This window comes from Leucobacter sp. GX0328 (assembly GCF_053567315.1).
In genome coordinates this window covers 338,742-356,220 of record NZ_JBSGPC010000001.1, presented here as the reverse complement: position 1 = coordinate 356,220, position 17,479 = coordinate 338,742, and the positions used below count along the sequence as shown (strand labels likewise).

The 17,479-nt window shown below is 69.6% G+C and carries 15 protein-coding genes; 5 read left to right on the top strand and 10 right to left on the bottom strand.

Annotation, left to right across the window (positions count from 1 at the left end):
- Nucleotides 1–75 precede the first annotated feature (75 nt).
- From ACUYTF_RS01615 to ACUYTF_RS01585, 7 genes are all read right to left on the bottom strand, one after another.
- Entirely contained in the window at nt 76–924 is an 849-nt protein-coding gene (locus ACUYTF_RS01615) for an SGNH/GDSL hydrolase family protein (protein WP_434141199.1), read from the bottom strand.
- A gap of 109 nt (nt 925–1,033) precedes the next feature.
- Nucleotides 1,034–2,575 carry a VaFE repeat-containing surface-anchored protein gene (locus ACUYTF_RS01610; RefSeq protein WP_434141201.1) on the bottom strand — a complete coding sequence of 514 codons (1,542 nt, stop codon included), beginning with the start codon at nt 2,573–2,575 and terminating at the stop codon, nt 1,034–1,036.
- 138 nt (nt 2,576–2,713) lie between these two features.
- Nucleotides 2,714–4,600, bottom strand: a complete 1,887-nt coding sequence (locus ACUYTF_RS01605; protein ID WP_434141203.1) for a sigma-70 family RNA polymerase sigma factor — start codon at nt 4,598–4,600, stop codon at nt 2,714–2,716.
- 447 nt (nt 4,601–5,047) lie between these two features.
- Nucleotides 5,048–6,457 carry an aspartate ammonia-lyase gene (locus ACUYTF_RS01600; protein WP_434141205.1) on the bottom strand — a complete coding sequence of 470 codons (1,410 nt, stop codon included), beginning with the start codon at nt 6,455–6,457 and terminating at the stop codon, nt 5,048–5,050.
- 68 nt (nt 6,458–6,525) lie between these two features.
- Nucleotides 6,526–7,200 (bottom strand): carbonic anhydrase, encoded by a 675-nt coding sequence (locus ACUYTF_RS01595; RefSeq protein WP_434141207.1) that lies wholly within the window; start codon nt 7,198–7,200, stop codon nt 6,526–6,528.
- A gap of 19 nt (nt 7,201–7,219) precedes the next feature.
- Entirely contained in the window at nt 7,220–7,885 is a 666-nt protein-coding gene (locus ACUYTF_RS01590; RefSeq protein ID WP_434141209.1) for a DUF4245 family protein, read from the bottom strand.
- A gap of 1 nt (nt 7,886) precedes the next feature.
- Nucleotides 7,887–8,144: an exodeoxyribonuclease VII small subunit gene (locus tag ACUYTF_RS01585; protein ID WP_434141211.1), complete on the bottom strand. Its 258-nt coding sequence runs from the start codon at nt 8,142–8,144 to the stop codon at nt 7,887–7,889.
- Between the two features lie 56 nt (nt 8,145–8,200).
- Here ACUYTF_RS01585 and ACUYTF_RS01580 point away from each other — a divergent pair, with 56 nt between their 5' ends.
- The gene (locus ACUYTF_RS01580) at nt 8,201–9,385 is read left to right on the top strand and encodes a hypothetical protein (protein WP_434141212.1); all 1,185 of its coding nucleotides are present in this window, start codon (nt 8,201–8,203) and stop codon (nt 9,383–9,385) included.
- Between the two features lie 366 nt (nt 9,386–9,751).
- Nucleotides 9,752–11,188 carry an HNH endonuclease signature motif containing protein gene (locus tag ACUYTF_RS01575; RefSeq protein ID WP_449279224.1) on the top strand — a complete coding sequence of 479 codons (1,437 nt, stop codon included), beginning with the start codon at nt 9,752–9,754 and terminating at the stop codon, nt 11,186–11,188.
- Here ACUYTF_RS01575 and xseA read toward each other — a convergent pair.
- Nucleotides 11,185–12,417 (bottom strand): exodeoxyribonuclease VII large subunit, encoded by a 1,233-nt coding sequence (xseA, locus tag ACUYTF_RS01570; protein ID WP_434141216.1) that lies wholly within the window; start codon nt 12,415–12,417, stop codon nt 11,185–11,187. The two genes, ACUYTF_RS01575 and xseA, sit on opposite strands and share 4 nt — an antisense overlap.
- Before the next feature lie 142 nt (nt 12,418–12,559).
- Here xseA and ACUYTF_RS01565 point away from each other — a divergent pair, with 142 nt between their 5' ends.
- Together ACUYTF_RS01565 and ACUYTF_RS01560 are read left to right on the top strand one after the other, a co-directional pair.
- Nucleotides 12,560–13,483 (top strand): HAD-IIB family hydrolase, encoded by a 924-nt coding sequence (locus ACUYTF_RS01565; RefSeq protein WP_434141218.1) that lies wholly within the window; start codon nt 12,560–12,562, stop codon nt 13,481–13,483.
- 59 nt (nt 13,484–13,542) lie between these two features.
- Complete coding sequence (locus tag ACUYTF_RS01560) at nt 13,543–14,577, top strand: 4-hydroxy-3-methylbut-2-enyl diphosphate reductase (protein WP_434141673.1); 1,035 nt, start codon at nt 13,543–13,545, stop codon at nt 14,575–14,577.
- Between the two features lie 30 nt (nt 14,578–14,607).
- Here the strand turns inward: ACUYTF_RS01560 and ACUYTF_RS01555 are convergent, their stop codons facing one another.
- Nucleotides 14,608–15,378 carry a DUF6264 family protein gene (locus tag ACUYTF_RS01555; RefSeq protein WP_434141220.1) on the bottom strand — a complete coding sequence of 257 codons (771 nt, stop codon included), beginning with the start codon at nt 15,376–15,378 and terminating at the stop codon, nt 14,608–14,610.
- Entirely contained in the window at nt 15,378–16,406 is a 1,029-nt protein-coding gene (gene fbaA / locus ACUYTF_RS01550) for a class II fructose-bisphosphate aldolase (protein ID WP_434141222.1), read from the bottom strand. Before fbaA ends, ACUYTF_RS01555 begins: the two co-directional genes overlap by 1 nt.
- An 83-nt stretch (nt 16,407–16,489) precedes the next feature.
- On the opposite strand from fbaA, the gene glpX reads away from it, so the two are divergent.
- Nucleotides 16,490–17,476: a class II fructose-bisphosphatase gene (glpX, locus tag ACUYTF_RS01545; RefSeq protein ID WP_434141224.1), complete on the top strand. Its 987-nt coding sequence runs from the start codon at nt 16,490–16,492 to the stop codon at nt 17,474–17,476.
- The last annotated feature ends 3 nt before the right edge of the window (nt 17,477–17,479 follow it).

Below are 17,479 nucleotides of genomic sequence, written 5' to 3'. Positions count from 1 at the left end.
GTCGTCGTAGAGGTGCTCCCTGCCCGGAGGCCGGGGTTGGCCCGGGACTCGGCCGGGCTCGGGAACTCGGCGGGATCAGACGGCTGAACGCGACCCGTCGTCCGTCGGCCCGGACGTCTGCGCCGGCTCGACCTCCGGAGGCTTCGCCGTCGCCCGGGGGCGCGGCCACCCCGCGGCGATGACGCGCTCGCGCACCAGCGGCCAGAACGCGTCGGCCCAGACCTCGTAACCGCGGTCGTTGGGGTGGAAGGCGTCGCCCGCGAACTCGGTGAGCACGCCCCGCACGCCGCGGCGACGGGTGGCCTCGTAAACGGGCGCGATCCCGAGGCCTCGGGCCTCGGCGACCGCATGCAGGATGCGGTTCGCCTCGCGCACCCGCCGGTCGGTCCACGGCAGATGGAAGCAGGGCACCTCGCCCACGATCGTGTGCGACGGCAGTGCGTCGAGGATGGTGCTGAGATTGCGGTGGTACGCCACCGGATCCCAATCGGCGATGTCGTTCGCGCCGATGGCGACCGTGACGAGGTCGGGGTGCTTCGTGAGCGGATTGACGGAGCGGGGGAGCTGATCCCTGGCGCACAGGGAGCTCGTCGCGCCCGAAACTGCGAGATTCGTGACGTGCACGCTCTCGCCGATCTCGGACTCGATGCGGTCGGTCAACTGGCCGAGGTAGCTGCGCCCCGGAGTGCTGGCGCCGATGCCCTGAGCGGTTGAGTCGCCGAGCGCGAGGTGGAAGAACCGCCCCGGCACCCGTCGTCGCTCGCGCCACCAGGCCGCTGTGACCGGCTGCATATCCGAGAGCTCCCACATGGGCGCTTCGACGCGCTTCAGCCAGGCCTCGCGGCCGAGGCGCCGGGCGACGCCGGCCTGGGCCGCCGCCGAGAGCGCGCGGAGGCCGGTGCGGGGTGAACTGCCGGGCATCATGCGCACCAGCGTAGCGAACCGGGCACGGGGTAGAGCTTCGAAAGAGGTATGACGAGGGCCGGGGCCGCATCACGCGGTACCCCGGCCCTCGATTCGTACGAGCCCGCGATCAGCGCTCGCGCGCCTGCGAGCGGCGCCGTGCGAGCAGCAGCGCGGCCCCGGCGGCGATGCCGATCGCGGCGACCGCGGCGATGCCGGTCGTCGATGCGCCGCCCGTGTGGGCGAGGGCACCGGACTTCGCGCCGGGCGCGGGTGCCGGTGCAGCCGGTTTCGGCTGCTCGGTCGGTGTCGTGGTCGCAGGCGCCGGCTGCACCGAGACGGTCTGCGCCTCGTCGGTGATGTCCTCGTGCACCGCGACCGGCGCGCCCGACGTATCGGCACCGAGATAGAGGCGCTCGAACGCGACGAGCGCTGAGCCGGCGTACCCCTCGGGCACGACGAACTCCACCTCGACGGTGCCGTTCGCCTCGGACGGAGTGAACGTCGTGGAGCCGGTGATGCCGGTGGGGGCGCCGTCGGCACGGTTCATGAGTTCGCCCGTCACGGTGTACCGGGCGCCCGGGGTGAGGTTCTCGTAGGTGATGGTGTCGATGACGGTGCCGCCGGCAGCGGGGAGCACGTGGTCGCCGTCTGCGGCGTCGAGCAGCGTGGTGCCGATCGCGGGAACCGGCGCGACGGGCACGGCCGCCCAGCTCGCAGTAGCGCTCGCCGCCGCGGTCTCGGGGATGGCCGTCACGATCGCGATGGTCTGGGCGTGGCTCTCGGCCGTGGCGTCGCTGCCGGGAGCACGCGGCACCGAGATGATCTTGTAGGTCGGGGTCGCGCCGATCACCGAAGCCGAGACGGTGACGTCGCCGGCGGCCTCGGTGCCCCGGGTGTCGACGTAGACCTGCTGGCCGTCGGCCACGGCGCTCGCGTCGATAGCGTTTCCGTCGATATCCACGAGCGCGAGCGCCGGGTCGGTGACGACCTGAGCGGTCTCGCCGCTCGTCTCCACGGTGAAGGGGCCGACGAGGTCGCCGGCGGTGAACGCGGCGGTCGGAGCGGTGACGGAAACGCTGACCGGAGTCGGTGCGGCCGGGGCCGAGGTGTCGGCGGCATCGGCGCTGTTCACGAGCCATCGGTAGGCGGCACGGCTGTCGGCGCTCGCGAACGGCCAGTTGATATCCGGACCGTAGTCGGCATCGGGGGGATACTCGGTGTAGCGCCAGACCGCATAGGTGATGGCCTCGATGGCGTCGTTCTGGGAGATGCCGGCCACGCCCGCGGCCGCGCCGAATGCCTCGAGCGGCACTGCCGGATAGCTGTTGGCGAGGATCCAGAACACCTTGCCCTGCACTGCCGGGTCGGTGAACCCGTTCTCGCCGAGGAAGTCGCCGGCGCCGACAACGGTTCCCCATGCGCCGGTGCGTGCGTCGATATCGTGCTCGATGCAGTAGGCCCAAGCGTCGGGTTCGCCGCTCGTGTCGCCGTCGTAGTAGATGGGGAACAGTTTCGTGCCGCCGTAACCGAGCGCTCCGCCGACGTACACCTGCCCGTCGGGCGCGGGTGCGGGCGCGGCGTGCGCGGCCGAGGGGGCGATGAAGCCGGGCATGAGCAGCATGGCGAAGCCGACGAGTACGGCGACGACCGCCGATCGCGCTATGCGCATGCGGCGTTGAACATTCTGGTGCATAGTGATTCTTTCGGTTCGTGGTGCGCGCTGCGCGACGTCGTCGCAGCGGGTGGATCGTTCCCCTTACTGAGTGAAGAGTCTGCAACCCGGCAAAGGTGACGCGCGTGCGTCGAATCAGGGGTCGACGAAGTCGAAGACGGTGCCGTCCGACACTCCTCCGGCTCCCCAGGGATCGAACGACCCTCCCGATGGGTCGTCGATGATCGGCGACCTCAGAGCCACGGGGCCGGCATTCGCACCGTTGTACGCGGTGAAGAAGAACATCTGCGTACCTGTCTGGAAGAAGCGCATCCGGCGCACGGCGGTGCCCGTCTGATCGAGCGGGACGAGCGCAGTCGAGCCGGACATCGCGTGGATGACGAAGACCGTGCTGTTCGGCGGCCCGGTGAGCCGAATGACGTAGCCGGTCGTGGATGCCTCCGGCAGGAGAATCGCATCGCCCTCGGGGATGCCTTCGATGAGCGGTGCCGAGAGCACGAATTCTCCGGATTGCGCGGGGGAAGCCACACCCTCGCGCACGACCCAGACCTCGTAGGCGAACGCCCCCTCGTCCTGCATGTCGAGCGAGCTGGCTGCGAACCTCCACCTGCCGTCATCCGCGACGGGCACGACGTACTCCGAGCCAGCGAGGCGGAGGCGGACCTCATCGCCGGGCGCGGCCGTGCCCGTGATGTCCGGTGCGATGAAGTACGGGGCGGCCGGCATCGGATCGAGCCCCGGGCTCGGGGCGGTACTGCCGCCGGACGCCGGGCCGGTGCCCGGGCCCGCCGACGGGACGGAAGGTTCGGGCGGTGCCGGCTTCGGGCCCACCTCGATCGTCGACGGATCGGCGAGATCGATGGTCTGCACTGCCGGGTCGTCGATGCCACGGCCGAGCTGCGGCGTCGTACTCTCCGGGCTCTCGGACGGCGGGGGGACGAGCTCGCCCGAAGCCGGCTCCGTGTCCGTCGACTCGGACCCGGCCGGGTCATCTCCGGTCTGCGTGCCGTCATCCGTCGACGCGGGCCCCGAGGTCGTGGTCGTGCCCCGGCCGTCGGCCTGCGGAGCGCCGGTAGACGCCGTGCCGAGCGGAACCCCTCCGAGCACGAGCGCAGCGGTCAGCATGCTGCCGACGGCGAATGCGCCGATGCCCGCTGCGGCGGTCGTGCCGAGGGCGACGCCTCCGAACAGCAGCGCCGCAGTGCCCGTGCCGGCCGCGGTGCCGCTCGCGGGGATGATGCCGGCGAGTGCGGCGAAACCGACCACGCCGAGGGTCGTGCTGCGGGTGCGGCGGTCGAGGGCGCGCAGCTCCTGGTGCAGCCCGGCGCAGCGCGCGCAGGCTTCGAGGTGGTGCTCGAGGCTGCGTCGGTCGGTCGCCGCCAACGTGCCCTTCTCGGCGACGAACGCAGGGATCAGTCCGGTGGGGTGCGCGGAGTCCGCCAGTAGCCCCGGGGGCAGTTGCTTCGTCAACCACTGCACGCGCAGCCCCGATTTCGCCCGCTTGGCGAGCGCCGAGACGGCGTTGCGGCTGATCCCGAACTCGGCGGCGATCTCGGCGCGGGGCACCTGCTCCACCTCCGAGAGCCAGAGCACCCGCTGCCACCGCTCGGGCAGGTCGTTGAAGGCGGCGAGCATCTCGCCGGCCTCGGCCTCGTCGCTCAACTGCGAGAGCGGGTCGCTATCGTCGACCCCGTCGATGTCGGGGTCGGTATCGACGAGCTTGCCGGCGCGCCCCCACTTGATCGCGAGATTGCGCATCGTCGTGAGGAGGTAGGGGCGGAACGCGCTCTCCGGCCCCTTCTGCTCGATGGCCACCTGGCGGTACACCGCGAGGAACGACTCCGAAGCGAGATCTTCGGCGCTGCCCGGAGCGTATGAACGGGCTACATGGAGAGCGAGGGCGATGTGGCGCTGCCAGAGCAGTGTGTAGGCATCGCGATCGCCCGCGCGCAGACGGGTGAGCAGTTGCGCGTCCGTCGCCCCATCATCCGAGCGACGACCTCCCCCGGTCGCAAGCAGCATGTGTATCCCCGTCGGTCGAGTGTTTCGCGCCGGGTCGAAAATCTTCCCAGCATCCCCCTGTTACTTGACAAGAGTCGCGACCCGAAGAAAAGTGACGCGGCATCGCGCAGTATCCTCCGATTCGACGCCCCTCGTGGAACGACCTGAGTTCATTCAATCAAAAATCTGTGCGTCGCGTCACCTTTTCCGCTGCGACCGCTCTCATGAGGTGAGAGGGTATCCGGCCGAACTTCTGAAGCTCCGACCGGCGCCCCTCTTCCACCTGCACCGCGCGAATCCGTAAGCATCCCCCATGAATCGGGTTCGCGCGGTGCTGCATCGGGATGCACGGCGCGTGCCGCGGCGATGTGCGACGAGCCGCGATCCCTGGCGATGCACGCCCCCGCAAATGCAGCGGGGGCGAAGAGTCGACGACTCCCCGCCCCCGATGGGACTGATCGGCCCGTGCTACTTGGCGACGCCCGGGTGCGTCATCGACAGCAGATCGAGCGCCTGGTCGAGGTCGGCCTCGGTGAGCTCGCCGCGCTCCACGTACCCGAGATCGATCGTCGCCTCGCGCACGGTGATGCCCTTCGCGACCGAATGCTTCGCGATCTTGGCGGCCGCCTCGTAGCCGATGAGGCGGTTGAGCGGGGTGACCGTCGAGGGGCTCATGCCGGCGAGGGTCGCCATGCGCTCGACGTTGGCCACGAGGCCGTCGATCGTCTTGTCGGCGAAGACGCGCGAGACGTTCGCGAGCAGGCGGATCGATTCGAGCAGCGCAGTGCCCATGACGGGGATCATCACGTTGAGCTCGAAGTTGCCGCGCGCGCCGCCCCAGGCGATGGTCGCGTCGTTGCCGATGATGCGCGCGCAGACCATGAGGGTCGCCTCGGGCACGACCGGGTTCACTTTGCCGGGCATGATCGACGAGCCCGGCTGCAGATCGGGGATGTGGAGCTCTGCGAAGCCGGTGTTCGGGCCCGAACCCATCCAGCGGATGTCTTCGGCGATCTTCGTGAGCGAGACTGCGATGGTGCGCACCGCGCCCGAAGCCTCGACGAGGCCGTCGCGGTTCGCCTGCGCCTCGAAATGGTTGCGCGCCTCGGTGATCGGCAGCCCGCTCGACGCGGCGATCTCGGCGATGACCTTCTCGGGGAAGCCGAGCGGCGTGTTGATGCCGGTGCCGACTGCGGTGCCGCCCTGGGGTACCTCGGCGACGCGGGGGAGGGCCGCATCGATGCGCTCGATGCCGTAGCGGATCTGCGCGGCGTAGCCGCCGAACTCCTGGCCGAGGGTCACGGGGGTCGCATCCATCAGGTGGGTGCGACCCGACTTCACGGCGTCCTTCCAGAGCTCGGCCTTCGTCTCGAGCGCCTCGGCGAGGTGGGCGAGAGCCGGCTTGAGCTGCTCGATGAGCGCGCCGGTCACCGCGATATGCACGGAGGTCGGGAAGACATCGTTCGACGACTGCGAGGCGTTCACGTGGTCGTTCGGGTGCACGGGACCGCCGAGGTGCTTCGTGGCGAGCGTCGCGAGCACCTCGTTCATATTCATGTTCGACGAGGTGCCCGAACCGGTCTGGTAGGTGTCGACCGGGAACATGTCGTGGTGGTCGCCGCCGATGATCTCGTCTGCTGCCGCGACGATCGCGTCGGCGATGCCCGCGTCGATGATGCCGAGGCCCTTGTTGGCGATGGCGGCCGCACGCTTGATGCGGGCGAGCGCGACGATCTGGGCGGGCTCGAGGCCAGTGCCCGAGATCGGGAAGTTGTCGACGGCGCGCTGGGTCTGCGCGGCGTAGAGGGCGTTCTTCGGAACGCGGACCTCGCCCATGGTGTCGTGTTCGATGCGGTACTCGGTGTCTGTCACTGTCATCCTTTGTTCGTGGGTGATGCGTTCGTAAGCGATGCGTTCGCGAGCGGTGCGCGTCTCGGCGCGGGACCTCAGGCGAATTCGGCGGGCTGGATGTCGACCTGCCCGACGGCGGTCACCGGTGCGACGTGGCCGTCGGCGAGCTGATACTGGCATCCGACGATGGCGAGTGTGCCCGCCGCGACCGCTTCGCTGAGCACCCGCGAGGAGCGGATCAGCTGATTGATCGTGGTGGCGAGGTGACGGCGTCCGACCGCGTTCGCGTCGATCTGGGCGGCATCGACGTACGGAGTGGTGCGGTGCTGGCTGAACCATTCCTGCTGCACTGCCGGCTGGATCAGCGCGAGCTCGTCGTGGATCGCCTCCGTCACGTGCGCGGGGTCGGCGGTCGTCTGGTCGATCGCGGCCGCTACGGCGCCGCACGAGTCGTGCGCGAGCACTACGATCACGGCCGAACCGAGCACGGCGACCGCGTACTCGAGCGTCGCGACCATGTTCATGTTCGCGACCTGGCCGATGTTGCGGGCGACGAACAGATCGCCGAGGCCGCAGTCGAAGAGCATCTCGGCGGCGACGCGCGAGTCCGCGCAGCCGAGGAAGGCAGCGTTGGGCGCCTGGCCGGTCGCGAGCTCATGACGTCGATCCGTGTCCTGGTTCTGGTGGCGCAGTTCGTCGCGCATGAAGCGCTCGTTACCGGCCTTGAGATCGTTCCAGGCTTCCTGCGGAGTGACCCGTGGTGTCGTCATTGCTGCTCCTTCTGCGGGGTTATGCGCCGAGCGATTCGGCGACCTGCGTCGCCAGCACGCGGATGGTCGCGGGCGAATCGGTGCCGAACACGAGGATCGTGCTGCCGTTCCACTCGCCTTCCAAGCCGAACAGCATGTTCGCGTTGTCCGCGCTGCGGTCGGTGTGGTCGTATACGGTCCAGTCGATGCCGCTGATCTGCTCGGTGCCGGTGGCGCTCTGCTGCTCGAGCTGTTCGGCGACCCAGGCCTCGTCGACGGGAGCGCTGTCGGCCCGGAAGCCCTGCACGACGGCGGCGTAGGACTCGATGCCCGACTGCTCGTCGACGGTCGTGTAATTGATGCGCCACGACACGAGGCCGTCGCGCTCGCGCAGCACGGCCTGCTTCGCCTTCCACGCCTCGGGCACGTCGGGGGCGGCGAGGGCGCGCCCGGCACCCGGCTCGGCATCGGCCGCGAGTGCCGCGACGTCGATCGAGTGCTCGTCGAATCCGCCGACGCCGCGCGGCACCATCAGGAAGATGACGGCGACGAGGCCGAGTGTGACGAGCAGCGAGAGCACGAGGTTGTTGACGGTCTTGCGTTCGCGGTACAGGCGGCTGTTCTCGGCCTTGCGCGCGGCGGTCTCGCCCGGCGTCTCGGGGCGGCCGAGTTCGGCGACGACGTTCGGGTGCTTCTGCTTCGCCAAATCAGACCTCGTTCTCGGAGCCGGACGCGGTGCCGGTCTCTGCACCGGTACCGTCCTGCCGTGCCGCTTCGAGGCGCCGGCGGGCGCCGATCAGCCAATCCTCGCAGCGGGCAGCGAGGGCCTCGCCGCGCTCCCACAGCTGCAGCGATTCTTCGAGCGAGGTGCCGCCCTGCTCGAGACGGCTCACCACCTGGATCAGCTCGTCGCGCGCCTGTTCATAGCTGAGCGCGGCGACATCGGCCGGCGTCTGGACACTCATACGGCCCATTCTACGCGCAGACCGCTGAACGCCCGGGCGGTCGGTATACTCGCGGGGTGCTGCGTCTGCTGTTCTTCATCGGGTTGGGATTCGTGCTCGGCGGCGGGGTCGCCGCTCTGATCGGGCCTCCGGGGGCGGGTTCGTGGGGGTTCGCCGTGGGGCTCCCGGTTGCGATCAGCAGCGGTGTGCTCGTGCTGGTGGGCCGGTCGCTGAGCGGTGTGCAGATGCCTTCGGCGCAGATGATCGACGCCGCGATCGAAGCGGGCAGAGGTGCGGCGGCGCGGGTCGATGTGCTGCGACAGACCGGCACCCAGATCAACGATCAGCCGCTGTGCGAGCTCGAGCTCACGGTGCAGCCGCATTCGGGCAGCGCGTTCCGTACGACGATGAAGCGCATCGTCGCGGTCACCGAGATCCCCGCCTTCCAGCCCGGGTCGGTGCATGAGGCGGTGCTGCTCGTCGACGGCGGGCCCGATGTGGCTCTGGTTCCGGGCAGTGCGAGGCCCATCGCCGATGCTCTGCACGCGTCACCGGTCGTGCCTGATGCCTCCGATGCCGGGCCGCTGCTCGTCCCGGAGCCGGGGCTGCCGACTGCCGGCGGTGGGCGCCGCCGGCCGCTCATCGGCATCGGTCGCACGGGCAGGCCCCTGCGCATCGCCGCGTTCGTCATCGCGGCTCTGGTCGCCGCGGCCGTCGTAGTGCTGCCGTATCGGGGGGCGGTCGTCGAGTCGGTCGCCGCGCTGCGCACGACCGGGCAGCTGCACGCCGACCTGCGCGAGGGGGCACCGCTCGAGCGAGCGATCGGCGAGCTCGAGCGCTCGATCGGTCACGGCAGCATCGTGAATGCGACGGTGTCCGACGACCTCATCACCGTCGAGGCGGCCGTCGTGCCCGGCGAGCAGGAGACCGACGACTGGAGCTACCGGCGCGGCGTCGTGAAGCACTCCGGGCCCGCACTCATTCAACCCGACGATGCCGATGAACAGTTCCTGCTCTCCGACGTCGATTGGCGGTCGATCGAACGGGCGCTCGATCAGGCTCGAGTGCTCGCCGAGCTGCCCGACGCCGACCGCACCATCGTCTCGGTGCGACGTACGACGGACCACGACGTGCACAGCGAGTCGTTCGCCCGGCAGATCGGCCCGGTCGAGATCGCGCTCTCGGTCGAGAACGACTACCACTCGGCCTGGTTCCGCATGAACGCCGATGGCAGCGACCTCGAGATGACGAGCCGCGACTGAGCACGGCCGCGCGCGTGCCCTCCGGGGCCGCGTCGGAGCTTTTCCGAGGCATGATCCGGGCTCTCGGGGCTTCTTTCTTCCTCCACAGGGTGGCGTTTTGGGCGGTTTTGCCCGAATCGGGCGAGTTATCCACAATTCCTGATCAGAAGCACTTTTCGGGGTGCGAATGTCGGCGGAAACTGGGACAATAGAAGCATGTTCACCACCTCAGGCCACGCGCCCCAGGACCCGGCTTCCGCGCCCGCGGAATCCGGTACTTCCGGAGTTCGTGCTGGGGCTGGTGGGGGTGTTCGGGGTCGTGCGGGTGTCGTGCCTGCCGGGGTGTTCGGGCCGGGCAGTCCGAATCTGGGTGCTCTGGATCGGGCGGTGTCGTGGGTCGAGGATATCGAGCAGCGCTCCCGCGCACTCGAGGCGGAACGTCTGCGGGCGCATGCGTATGTGCGGGCCGTCGCGGCCGCCGAACACGCGGGCCTCGTGGTGGGGGAGCCGGGCTCGAGTGAAGCCGCTTCGGGCGCCGGGAAGTCGTGGGATGGTCCGGTGGAGCGGTCGCTCGCATACCGGAGCGCGGTCGCCGATGTCGCGGCGTCGGCGCGGTTGTCGGAGCAGTCGGTGCAGCAGCGCATCGAGAAAGCGGTCGAGCTCACCACCCAGTACGCGAACGTCGTTCATGCGCTCGAGGCGGGGGAGGTCGCGCCGCAGCATGCGGGCGTGATCGCCGACAGCGGCCGCATCATCGGTATCCCCGGCAGTGCAGATACTTCGGAGATCAGAGATCGTCGTGCGGTGTATGAGCGGCTCGTGCTGGAGAAAGCCCGTCAGGTATCCCCGAATCAGCTGCGCCCCTATGCGCGCAGGGTTGCGGAGAAGTATGCGTGGGAATCGATCGACGGCCGTCATGCACGCGAACAGCAGCACCGCCGGGTGTGGCTCGAGACCGCGGGGGACGGTATGGCGGTGTTGTGCGCGTATCTGCCGGTGGATCGGGCGCAGGCGATCTACTCGCGCCTGACTCGGATGGCGCAGTCCACCGCCCAGGCCGAGGCGGCAGAGGCACGCGCAGTGAAAGAACAGGCCGCGAAGACCGGTACTGAACTGCCGGTGGTGCGGTCGCGGGGTGTGGGGGAGATTCGGGCGGATCTGCTCGCCGATTTCCTCGGTATCGACTTCACCACTGAAGACGGCGCCCAGACGGTCGCGGATGCGGCAGTGGCCGCGGAGTCGGCGGCTGCGGGGAATGTGCAGGGCATCGTGCAGGTGATCGTCCACGAGGACGACCTCGACACCGACCTCGACACCGGCCTCGACACCGACATGGCACGCGACCCCGATCCTGAAGCATCCTCGGGCCCCGGTGCACGACCGCAGTCCGAGCTCGAGGGCTGCGGCCCCATCCCGGCCGACATGGCCCGCCGGGTCGCGGGGGCCGCGACCTCATGGGTGGAGGTCACTGTGAATCCCGGTACCGGCGACATCCGGAAGGTGGAGTCCCGGGTGCCGTCGGCGGATCAGAAGCGCAAGCTCCAGGTCCGGGACGCGCATTGCCGGTGGCCGGGCTGCCGCATGCCGGGGTTCCGGTGCGATATCGATCACACGGTCGCCGTCGCCGATGGCGGCGAGACCGCGATGACGAACCTCGGGTACTTGTGCCGTAATCATCATCTCGTGAAGCATCACGGCGGCTGGGAAGTGGTGCAGCTACCGGATGCGACGTTCGAGTGGACGTCCCCGACCGTCCGGAAGACCCGGACGGTGCCGGAGGGCCGGGTCAGGTTCGTCGAGACCGGCGAACCCCCACCGTTCTAACGCGAGGCCCGGGCGCCCAGACGCCCGCCGGCGAGCGCGATCGAGAGGGCGGTGCCCTCCGGGGCTTCTGCGGGGTCACGCACTACCTCGCCGGGGGTGCCCGCTGCATCGATGAGCTGCGCGATCGCATACCCGCGTTCGAGCGTCGCCCGCGGCGAGAGCGCGCCGAGACGGGAACGCGCCTCCGCGAGCCCGCGCGCACGGTCCTCGATCGCACGGTCGGCGAGTTCCGTGCCGCGTGCGATCCACCGCACGAGCTCCTCGGCGCGGTCGTCCACGATACGCTCGGGGAGGGCGAGTACCGGCCTGCCGCGCAGCGCCGTGAGCGAAGCGGTCTCATGGGCGAGCATCTGGCCGAGTCGGCTGCTCATCCGCGCCCGCGCCTGATCAATGCGCGCCAGCTCCTCGCCCACGTCGGGCACCACGCGTTTCGCCGCATCGGTGGGCGTCGAAGCACGCAGATCGGCGACCTCGTCGAGCAGCGGCCGATCGGCCTCGTGACCGATCGCGCTGACGATCGGCGTGCCCGCCGCCGCCGCCGCACGGATGACCCGCTCGTCGCTGAACGGCAGAAGATTCTGGAAGTCGCCGCCGCCGCGGGCGACGATGATGACGTCGACCCGGGGATCCCTGTCGAGCGCCTCGATGCCCGCCGCTACCTCTGCGGCCGCCCGGTCGCCCTGCACCGCGGCGTGATGCACCTCGAACTGCACTCCGGGCCAGCGCAGCGTGGCATTGCGGATGACGTCTTTCTCGGCGTCCGAATCGCGACCGGTGACGAGCCCGATGCGGCCCGGCAGGAACGGCAGCGGCCGCTTGCGTTCGACATCGAAGAGCCCTTCGCTCTGCAGCTGGCGTCGCAGCCGCTCGAGTCTCTCGAGCAGTTCGCCGAGACCCACGTGCGAAAGCTCGAGCACCTGAACCGTGAGCGAGCCGCCCTTGACCCAGAAGTTCGGTTTCACGAGCGCGACCGCGCGGTCGCCCTGCGAGAACTCGCCCGTGAGCCGCTGGGCTACCGAGCGCCACACGGTGAAGCTCACCGTCGCATCCTGCTGCAGATCGCGCAGCTTGCCGTACACGTGGCCGCCGCGTACCTGCCACTGCGTGATCTCGCCCTCGATCCATACGGTGCCGAGGCGCTCGACCCAGGCTGCGATCTTCTCGCTCATGAGCGCGACCGGCCAGGGCGCGTCGCGCGTCGCGGGGGCGTTCGATGCTGCGTCAGCCATGGGCACCAGCCTACCCGCGGGTCTGCGGCGACCGGCTCGCGCCGAACCGTAGAGTGGATGCCGTGGCCGTGCGCTGCATGCCACCCGACCGCGACTCAGACCGCGGCCCTGACCAGATCTCGACGTTGCAGGAGAGCAAGCGATGAGCGAACCCACGATCCGCGCCCTCGCGCTCGACATCGACGGCACGCTCATCGGCTCGGACAAGCGCGTCCCCGCATTCACGCGGAGCGAGATCGCCCGAGTCGCCGAGGAGTACGGCGCGCACGTATTCCTCGTCACGGCCCGGCCGCCGAGCTCGGCGCGGCTCATCGCGCAGGAGCTCGGCGCATCGGTCTCGTACGCGACCTTCAGCGGTGCGCTCGTCGAGGCTCGTGGTGCCGGTACGAGCACCGGCACGGACGGCGCCTACGGCGATAGCCTGGCGACACTGCGCGCGGTGGCGATCCCGGCGCCGACCGTCGCGCGCGCCGGCGAATGCGCGGCCGACCTCCCCGTGCACGTCGGCGTCTACGGGCGCGACACCTGGGCCGTGAGCGACATGGGGCACTGGGGCCTGCGCGAAGCCCGTGGCACCGGTGTGTGGCCGACCGACGTCGGCCGACCCGCGGTCGAGCGTGCGATCGGAGAGAACGAGACGTTCAAGATCATGTTCCGCGGCGAGGCGGAGCCGCTGAACGAGCTCGAGCGCCGGTTGGTGCCGCTCGCGGACGAGATGTTCGTGCACCGATCGGGCAACGTACTGGAGTGCACTTCGGTGCACGCGCGCAAGTTCTCCGCCGTCGAGGCGCTCTGCGCGCACTTCGGCATCGGTACCGATCAGGTGCTCGCGTTCGGAGACACGACCGCCGATCGCGAGATGCTCGAATCGGTGGGCGCTGGCGTGCTGATGGGCAACGCGCAGCCCGGTACGGCGACGGGGGTCGAAGTGACGCTCTCGAACGATGAGGACGGCGTCGGCATGATGCTGCGCCGCGACTTCCCGACCGCGCGCCCCTTCGACCCGTGGAGCCTCGGTTTCGGCGAGCGGTCATCGCAGCCCCAGCGGGTAGACTCCGGAGCATGAGTGAGACTGTGCCGCCCGTCGATCAGCGCACGATCGGCGCCCCCGTGGTGAGCCTCGCGATGCCCCGCATGCGCCGCGTGACCGGGCGTTTGAAGAACCTGCCCGTCGACGGCGAGAAGAAGGTGCTGCTCGCGGCACCCCGCGGCTACTGCGCCGGAGTCGATCGCGCCGTCGTCGCCGTCGAGCGGGCGATCGAGCTCCACGGCGCTCCCGTGTACGTCCGCAAGCAGATCGTGCACAACGTGCACGTCGTGCAGACGCTCGAGAAGATGGGGGCGATCTTCGTGGAGGAGATCGCGGAGGTGCCCGAGGGCGCGCACGTCGTCTTCTCGGCGCACGGCGTCTCGCCGGTGGTCGTGCAGGAGGCGGCCGACCGGCACCTGCACGCCATCGATGCGACCTGCCCGCTCGTGACCAAGGTGCACCGGGAGGCGGTGCGCTTCGCGAAGCAGGATCGCGAGATCCTGCTCATCGGCCACACCGGGCACGAAGAGGTCGAGGGCACCTACGGCGAGGCGCCCGAGCACATCACGATCGTGAATTCGCCCGACGACGTCGAGACGCTCGAGGTCCGAGACCCCGACCGTCTCGTGTGGCTGTCGCAGACGACGCTCTCGGTCGACGAGACCATGGAGACCGTGCGACGTCTGCGCGAACGCTTCCCGAACCTGCAAGACCCGCCGAGCGACGACATCTGCTACGCAACGCAGAACCGGCAGGTGGCCGTCAAGCAGATCGCACCGCAGGCCGACCTCGTACTCGTCGTCGGTTCAGCGAACTCGTCGAACTCCGTACGTCTCAAGGAGGTCGCGCTCGAATACGGCGCGCGCGAGGCGAAGCGCATCGACTTCGCCACCGAAGTGCAGCAGGACTGGCTCGACGGTGTGCGCACGATCGGCGTCACGAGCGGAGCCTCGGTGCCCGAGTCGCTCGTGCAGGAGCTGCTCGACGATCTTGCCGATGCGGGCTACCTCGATATCGAGGCCACCATCACCGCGGAGGAGGACCTGGTGTTCTCGCTGCCGAAGGAGCTGCGCCAGGACGCCGCGGGGAACACCGATGAGCGTGCGATCGGCGGCCGTGTGCGGCGCTGACGCGGCATCACCGCGCCAGCGCCCGAACGGCTACGGGGTCGACCCGGCCTGCGCGAACATGTAGTCGAGCACCTTCGACGGTGCATCGGGGGCCGACATGGCCTGCATGAGGTCGGGAGCCTGGCCCATCGCGATGAACAGGATCACGGTGAACGCGATGAACGCGACGACGAAAGCGACGAGCGGCACCCAGAACGCGACCCGCGCATGCCGCAATCGCTGGATCGAATACACGACGTTCAACGCGTAGATCGCGAAGATGACGATCGCCCCGATCGTGCCGAGCGTGCCGAGCGAGGCCGGCGCGGAGAACCCTTCGACTTCGAGCGCCGCGGCCATGAGATCGAACGAGGCCCGCAACCCGTTGGCCGAGGCTGCCAGGTTGAGCGCCCCGAATGCGCCCACGACGAGCAGGATGATCGTGATGACGCGGTCGGCGAGGTTCGGGCGCCGTGCCCCGAACGCGACGGCGGAGCCGGCCGGGGCGGGCGCCTCCGAGCGGTAGGGAGCGGGCTCTGCTGGGCGCGACCCGCCCGGAGCCGCAGGAGCCTCGGGGAGCGGGGGAGCACCCTGCGCACCCGACGGCGACGGTGCGGCCGCCGCCGCACCGGTGCGCGCCGGCGCCCCGAGGTTGTGCGGCACACCGGGGATCTGTCCTGATCCCTGGCGAGGAGCCGACCCCGCCGGCTGCGCCGCATCGGCGCCCGGAGAGTCGGGAGCGTCTGCCCCCTCGGGCTTCCATTCCCACCCCTCGGGCGCGTACTCGCCGAACTCGGGCTTCGTCGGGCGCTCGTCTGCCATTACGCGCTGACCGAGTTGCCCGCCGAGCCGAGCTGCTGCGCCGCGAGTGCGACGCGCGAGGCCATGGCAGTCTCGGCGACCTTGCCCCAGGCGCGGGGGTCGTACTGCTTCTTGTTGCCGACCTCGCCGTCGACCTTCAGAATGCCGTTGTAGCCCGTGAACATCGAATCGGCGATCGAGCGGGTGAAGGCGTACTGGGTGTCGGTGTCGATGTTCATCTTGATGACGCCGTTGCGCACCGCCTCGGCGATCTCTTCGGACGACGAGCCCGAGCCGCCGTGGAATACGAGGTCGAGCGGCTTCTCGCCGGTGCCGTACTTCGCCTGCAGGCCGGCCTGGATCTCGGCCAGGAGCTCGGGGCGCAGCTTGACGCCGCCGGGCTTGTAGATGCCGTGCACGTTGCCGAAGGTGAGCGCCGCGAGATAGCGGCCCTGCTCGCCGAGCCCGAGGGCCTCGACGGTGTCGACCGCGTCTTCGAGCGTCGTGTAGAGCTGATCGTTGATCTCGTGGCTCACGCCGTCTTCTTCGCCGCCGACGACGCCGATCTCGACTTCGAGGATGACCTCCATCGCCTTGAGGCGCGGCAGCAGCTCCTTCGCGATCTCGAGGTTCTCGGCGAGGGGCACTGCCGAGCCGTCCCACATGTGCGACTGGAAGTAGGGGAGCCCGCCCTGGGCGACCCGCTCCTCGCTGGCCGCGACGAGGGGCAGCAGGAAGTCGTCGAGCGCGTTCTTCGGGCAGTGGTCGGTGTGCAGAGCGACCGTGATGTCGTACGACTTCGCGACCTCTTCGGCGAACTTCGCGAACGCGATCGCGCCGCCCGCGCGGTTCTTCACGGTGTGGCCCGCGAAGTAATCGGCGCCGCCCGTCGTGACCTGGATGATGCCGTCGGAACCCGCCTCGGCGAAGCCTTGCAGCGTTGCGTTGAGGGTCTGCGTGCTCGATACGTTCACCGCCGGGAAGGCGAAACCGCCCTGCTTCGCGGCGTCGATCATCGCTGCATACTGTTCCGGAGTTGCGACGGGCATTGATGCTCCTTGTCCTCTGTGACGGGGGCGGAAGTCGAAAGTCGACCGCTCGAACCCCCAGTCTACGCGGTAGGGTGAAGGTCATGACTGAACCTGTATCGCTGGGCGAGTGGCAGCCCGACCGTAACTTGGCAATGGAGCTCGTACGTGCGACAGAGGCGGCGGCGATGCGCGCGACGCCGTGGATCGGACGCGGCGACAAGAATGCGGCGGACGGCGCTGCGGTCGATGCGATGCGCCGCTTCCTCTCGACCGTGAACATGCAGGGCACTGTCGTGATCGGCGAGGGCGAGAAGGACGACGCCCCGTGGCTCTACAACGGCGAGGTCGTCGGCAACGGCGAAGGGGCGGCGTGCGACGTCGCCGTCGACCCGATCGACGGCACCCGGCTGACGGCAGAGGGCCGCCCGGGCGCGCTGTCGGTCATCGCGGTCGCCGATCGCGGCTCGATGTACGACCCGTCGGCCGTGTTCTACATGGACAAGCTCGTCTGCGGGCCCGAGGGCGTCGGCGTCGTCGACATCCGCCGCCCCATCGGCGAGAACATCCGTGCACTGGCGCGCGCGAAGAAGGTCGATGTGACCGATATCCGCGTCGCGGTACTCGACCGTCCTCGTCACGAGCCGCTCATCGCCGAGATCCGGGAGGCCGGTGCCGGTACGCGTCTGCTCATGGACGGTGATGTCGCGGGCGGCGTGAACGCGGCCCGCTGGGATTCGCGCATCGACATGTGCGTGGGCGTGGGCGGCACTCCCGAGGGCATCATCACCGCCTGCGCGGTGAAAGCGCTCGGCGGCATGATTCAGGGCAAGCTGTGGCCGAAGGACGACGACGAGCGCCAGCGCGCCATCGACGCCGGCCATGACCTCGACCGGGTGCTCGAGTCGAACGACCTCGTCGCGAGCGACAACTGCTACTTCGTCGCCACCGGCATCACCTCGGCCGACTTCGTCGACGGCGTGCAGCGCCGCGGCCCCTTCGTGCGCGCGGAGAGCATCGTGATGCGGTCGCACTCGGGCACGATCCGCCACATCATCAGCGACATGGACCCGTCGCGCTGGGACGATTGAGCG

What these genes read in the sequence shown, in the direction of transcription:
- ACUYTF_RS01555 (WP_434141220.1), bottom strand. Translation starts at nt 15,378, where the DNA reads ATGGCAGACGAGCGCCCGACGAAGCCCGAGTTCGGCGAGTACGCGCCC.
- xseA (WP_434141216.1), bottom strand. Translation starts at nt 12,417, where the DNA reads ATGGCTGACGCAGCATCGAACGCCCCCGCGACGCGCGACGCGCCCTGG.
- ACUYTF_RS01605 (WP_434141203.1), bottom strand. Translation starts at nt 4,600, where the DNA reads ATGCTGCTTGCGACCGGGGGAGGTCGTCGCTCGGATGATGGGGCGACG.
- ACUYTF_RS01560 (WP_434141673.1), top strand. Translation starts at nt 13,543, where the DNA reads ATGCCCCGCATGCGCCGCGTGACCGGGCGTTTGAAGAACCTGCCCGTC.
- glpX (WP_434141224.1), top strand. Translation starts at nt 16,490, where the DNA reads ATGACTGAACCTGTATCGCTGGGCGAGTGGCAGCCCGACCGTAACTTG.
- ACUYTF_RS01585 (WP_434141211.1), bottom strand. Translation starts at nt 8,144, where the DNA reads ATGAGTGTCCAGACGCCGGCCGATGTCGCCGCGCTCAGCTATGAACAG.
- fbaA (WP_434141222.1), bottom strand. Translation starts at nt 16,406, where the DNA reads ATGCCCGTCGCAACTCCGGAACAGTATGCAGCGATGATCGACGCCGCG.
- ACUYTF_RS01610 (WP_434141201.1), bottom strand. Translation starts at nt 2,575, where the DNA reads ATGCGCATAGCGCGATCGGCGGTCGTCGCCGTACTCGTCGGCTTCGCC.
- ACUYTF_RS01565 (WP_434141218.1), top strand. Translation starts at nt 12,560, where the DNA reads ATGAGCGAACCCACGATCCGCGCCCTCGCGCTCGACATCGACGGCACG.
- ACUYTF_RS01615 (WP_434141199.1), bottom strand. Translation starts at nt 924, where the DNA reads ATGATGCCCGGCAGTTCACCCCGCACCGGCCTCCGCGCGCTCTCGGCG.
- ACUYTF_RS01600 (WP_434141205.1), bottom strand. Translation starts at nt 6,457, where the DNA reads ATGACAGTGACAGACACCGAGTACCGCATCGAACACGACACCATGGGC.
- ACUYTF_RS01595 (WP_434141207.1), bottom strand. Translation starts at nt 7,200, where the DNA reads ATGACGACACCACGGGTCACTCCGCAGGAAGCCTGGAACGATCTCAAG.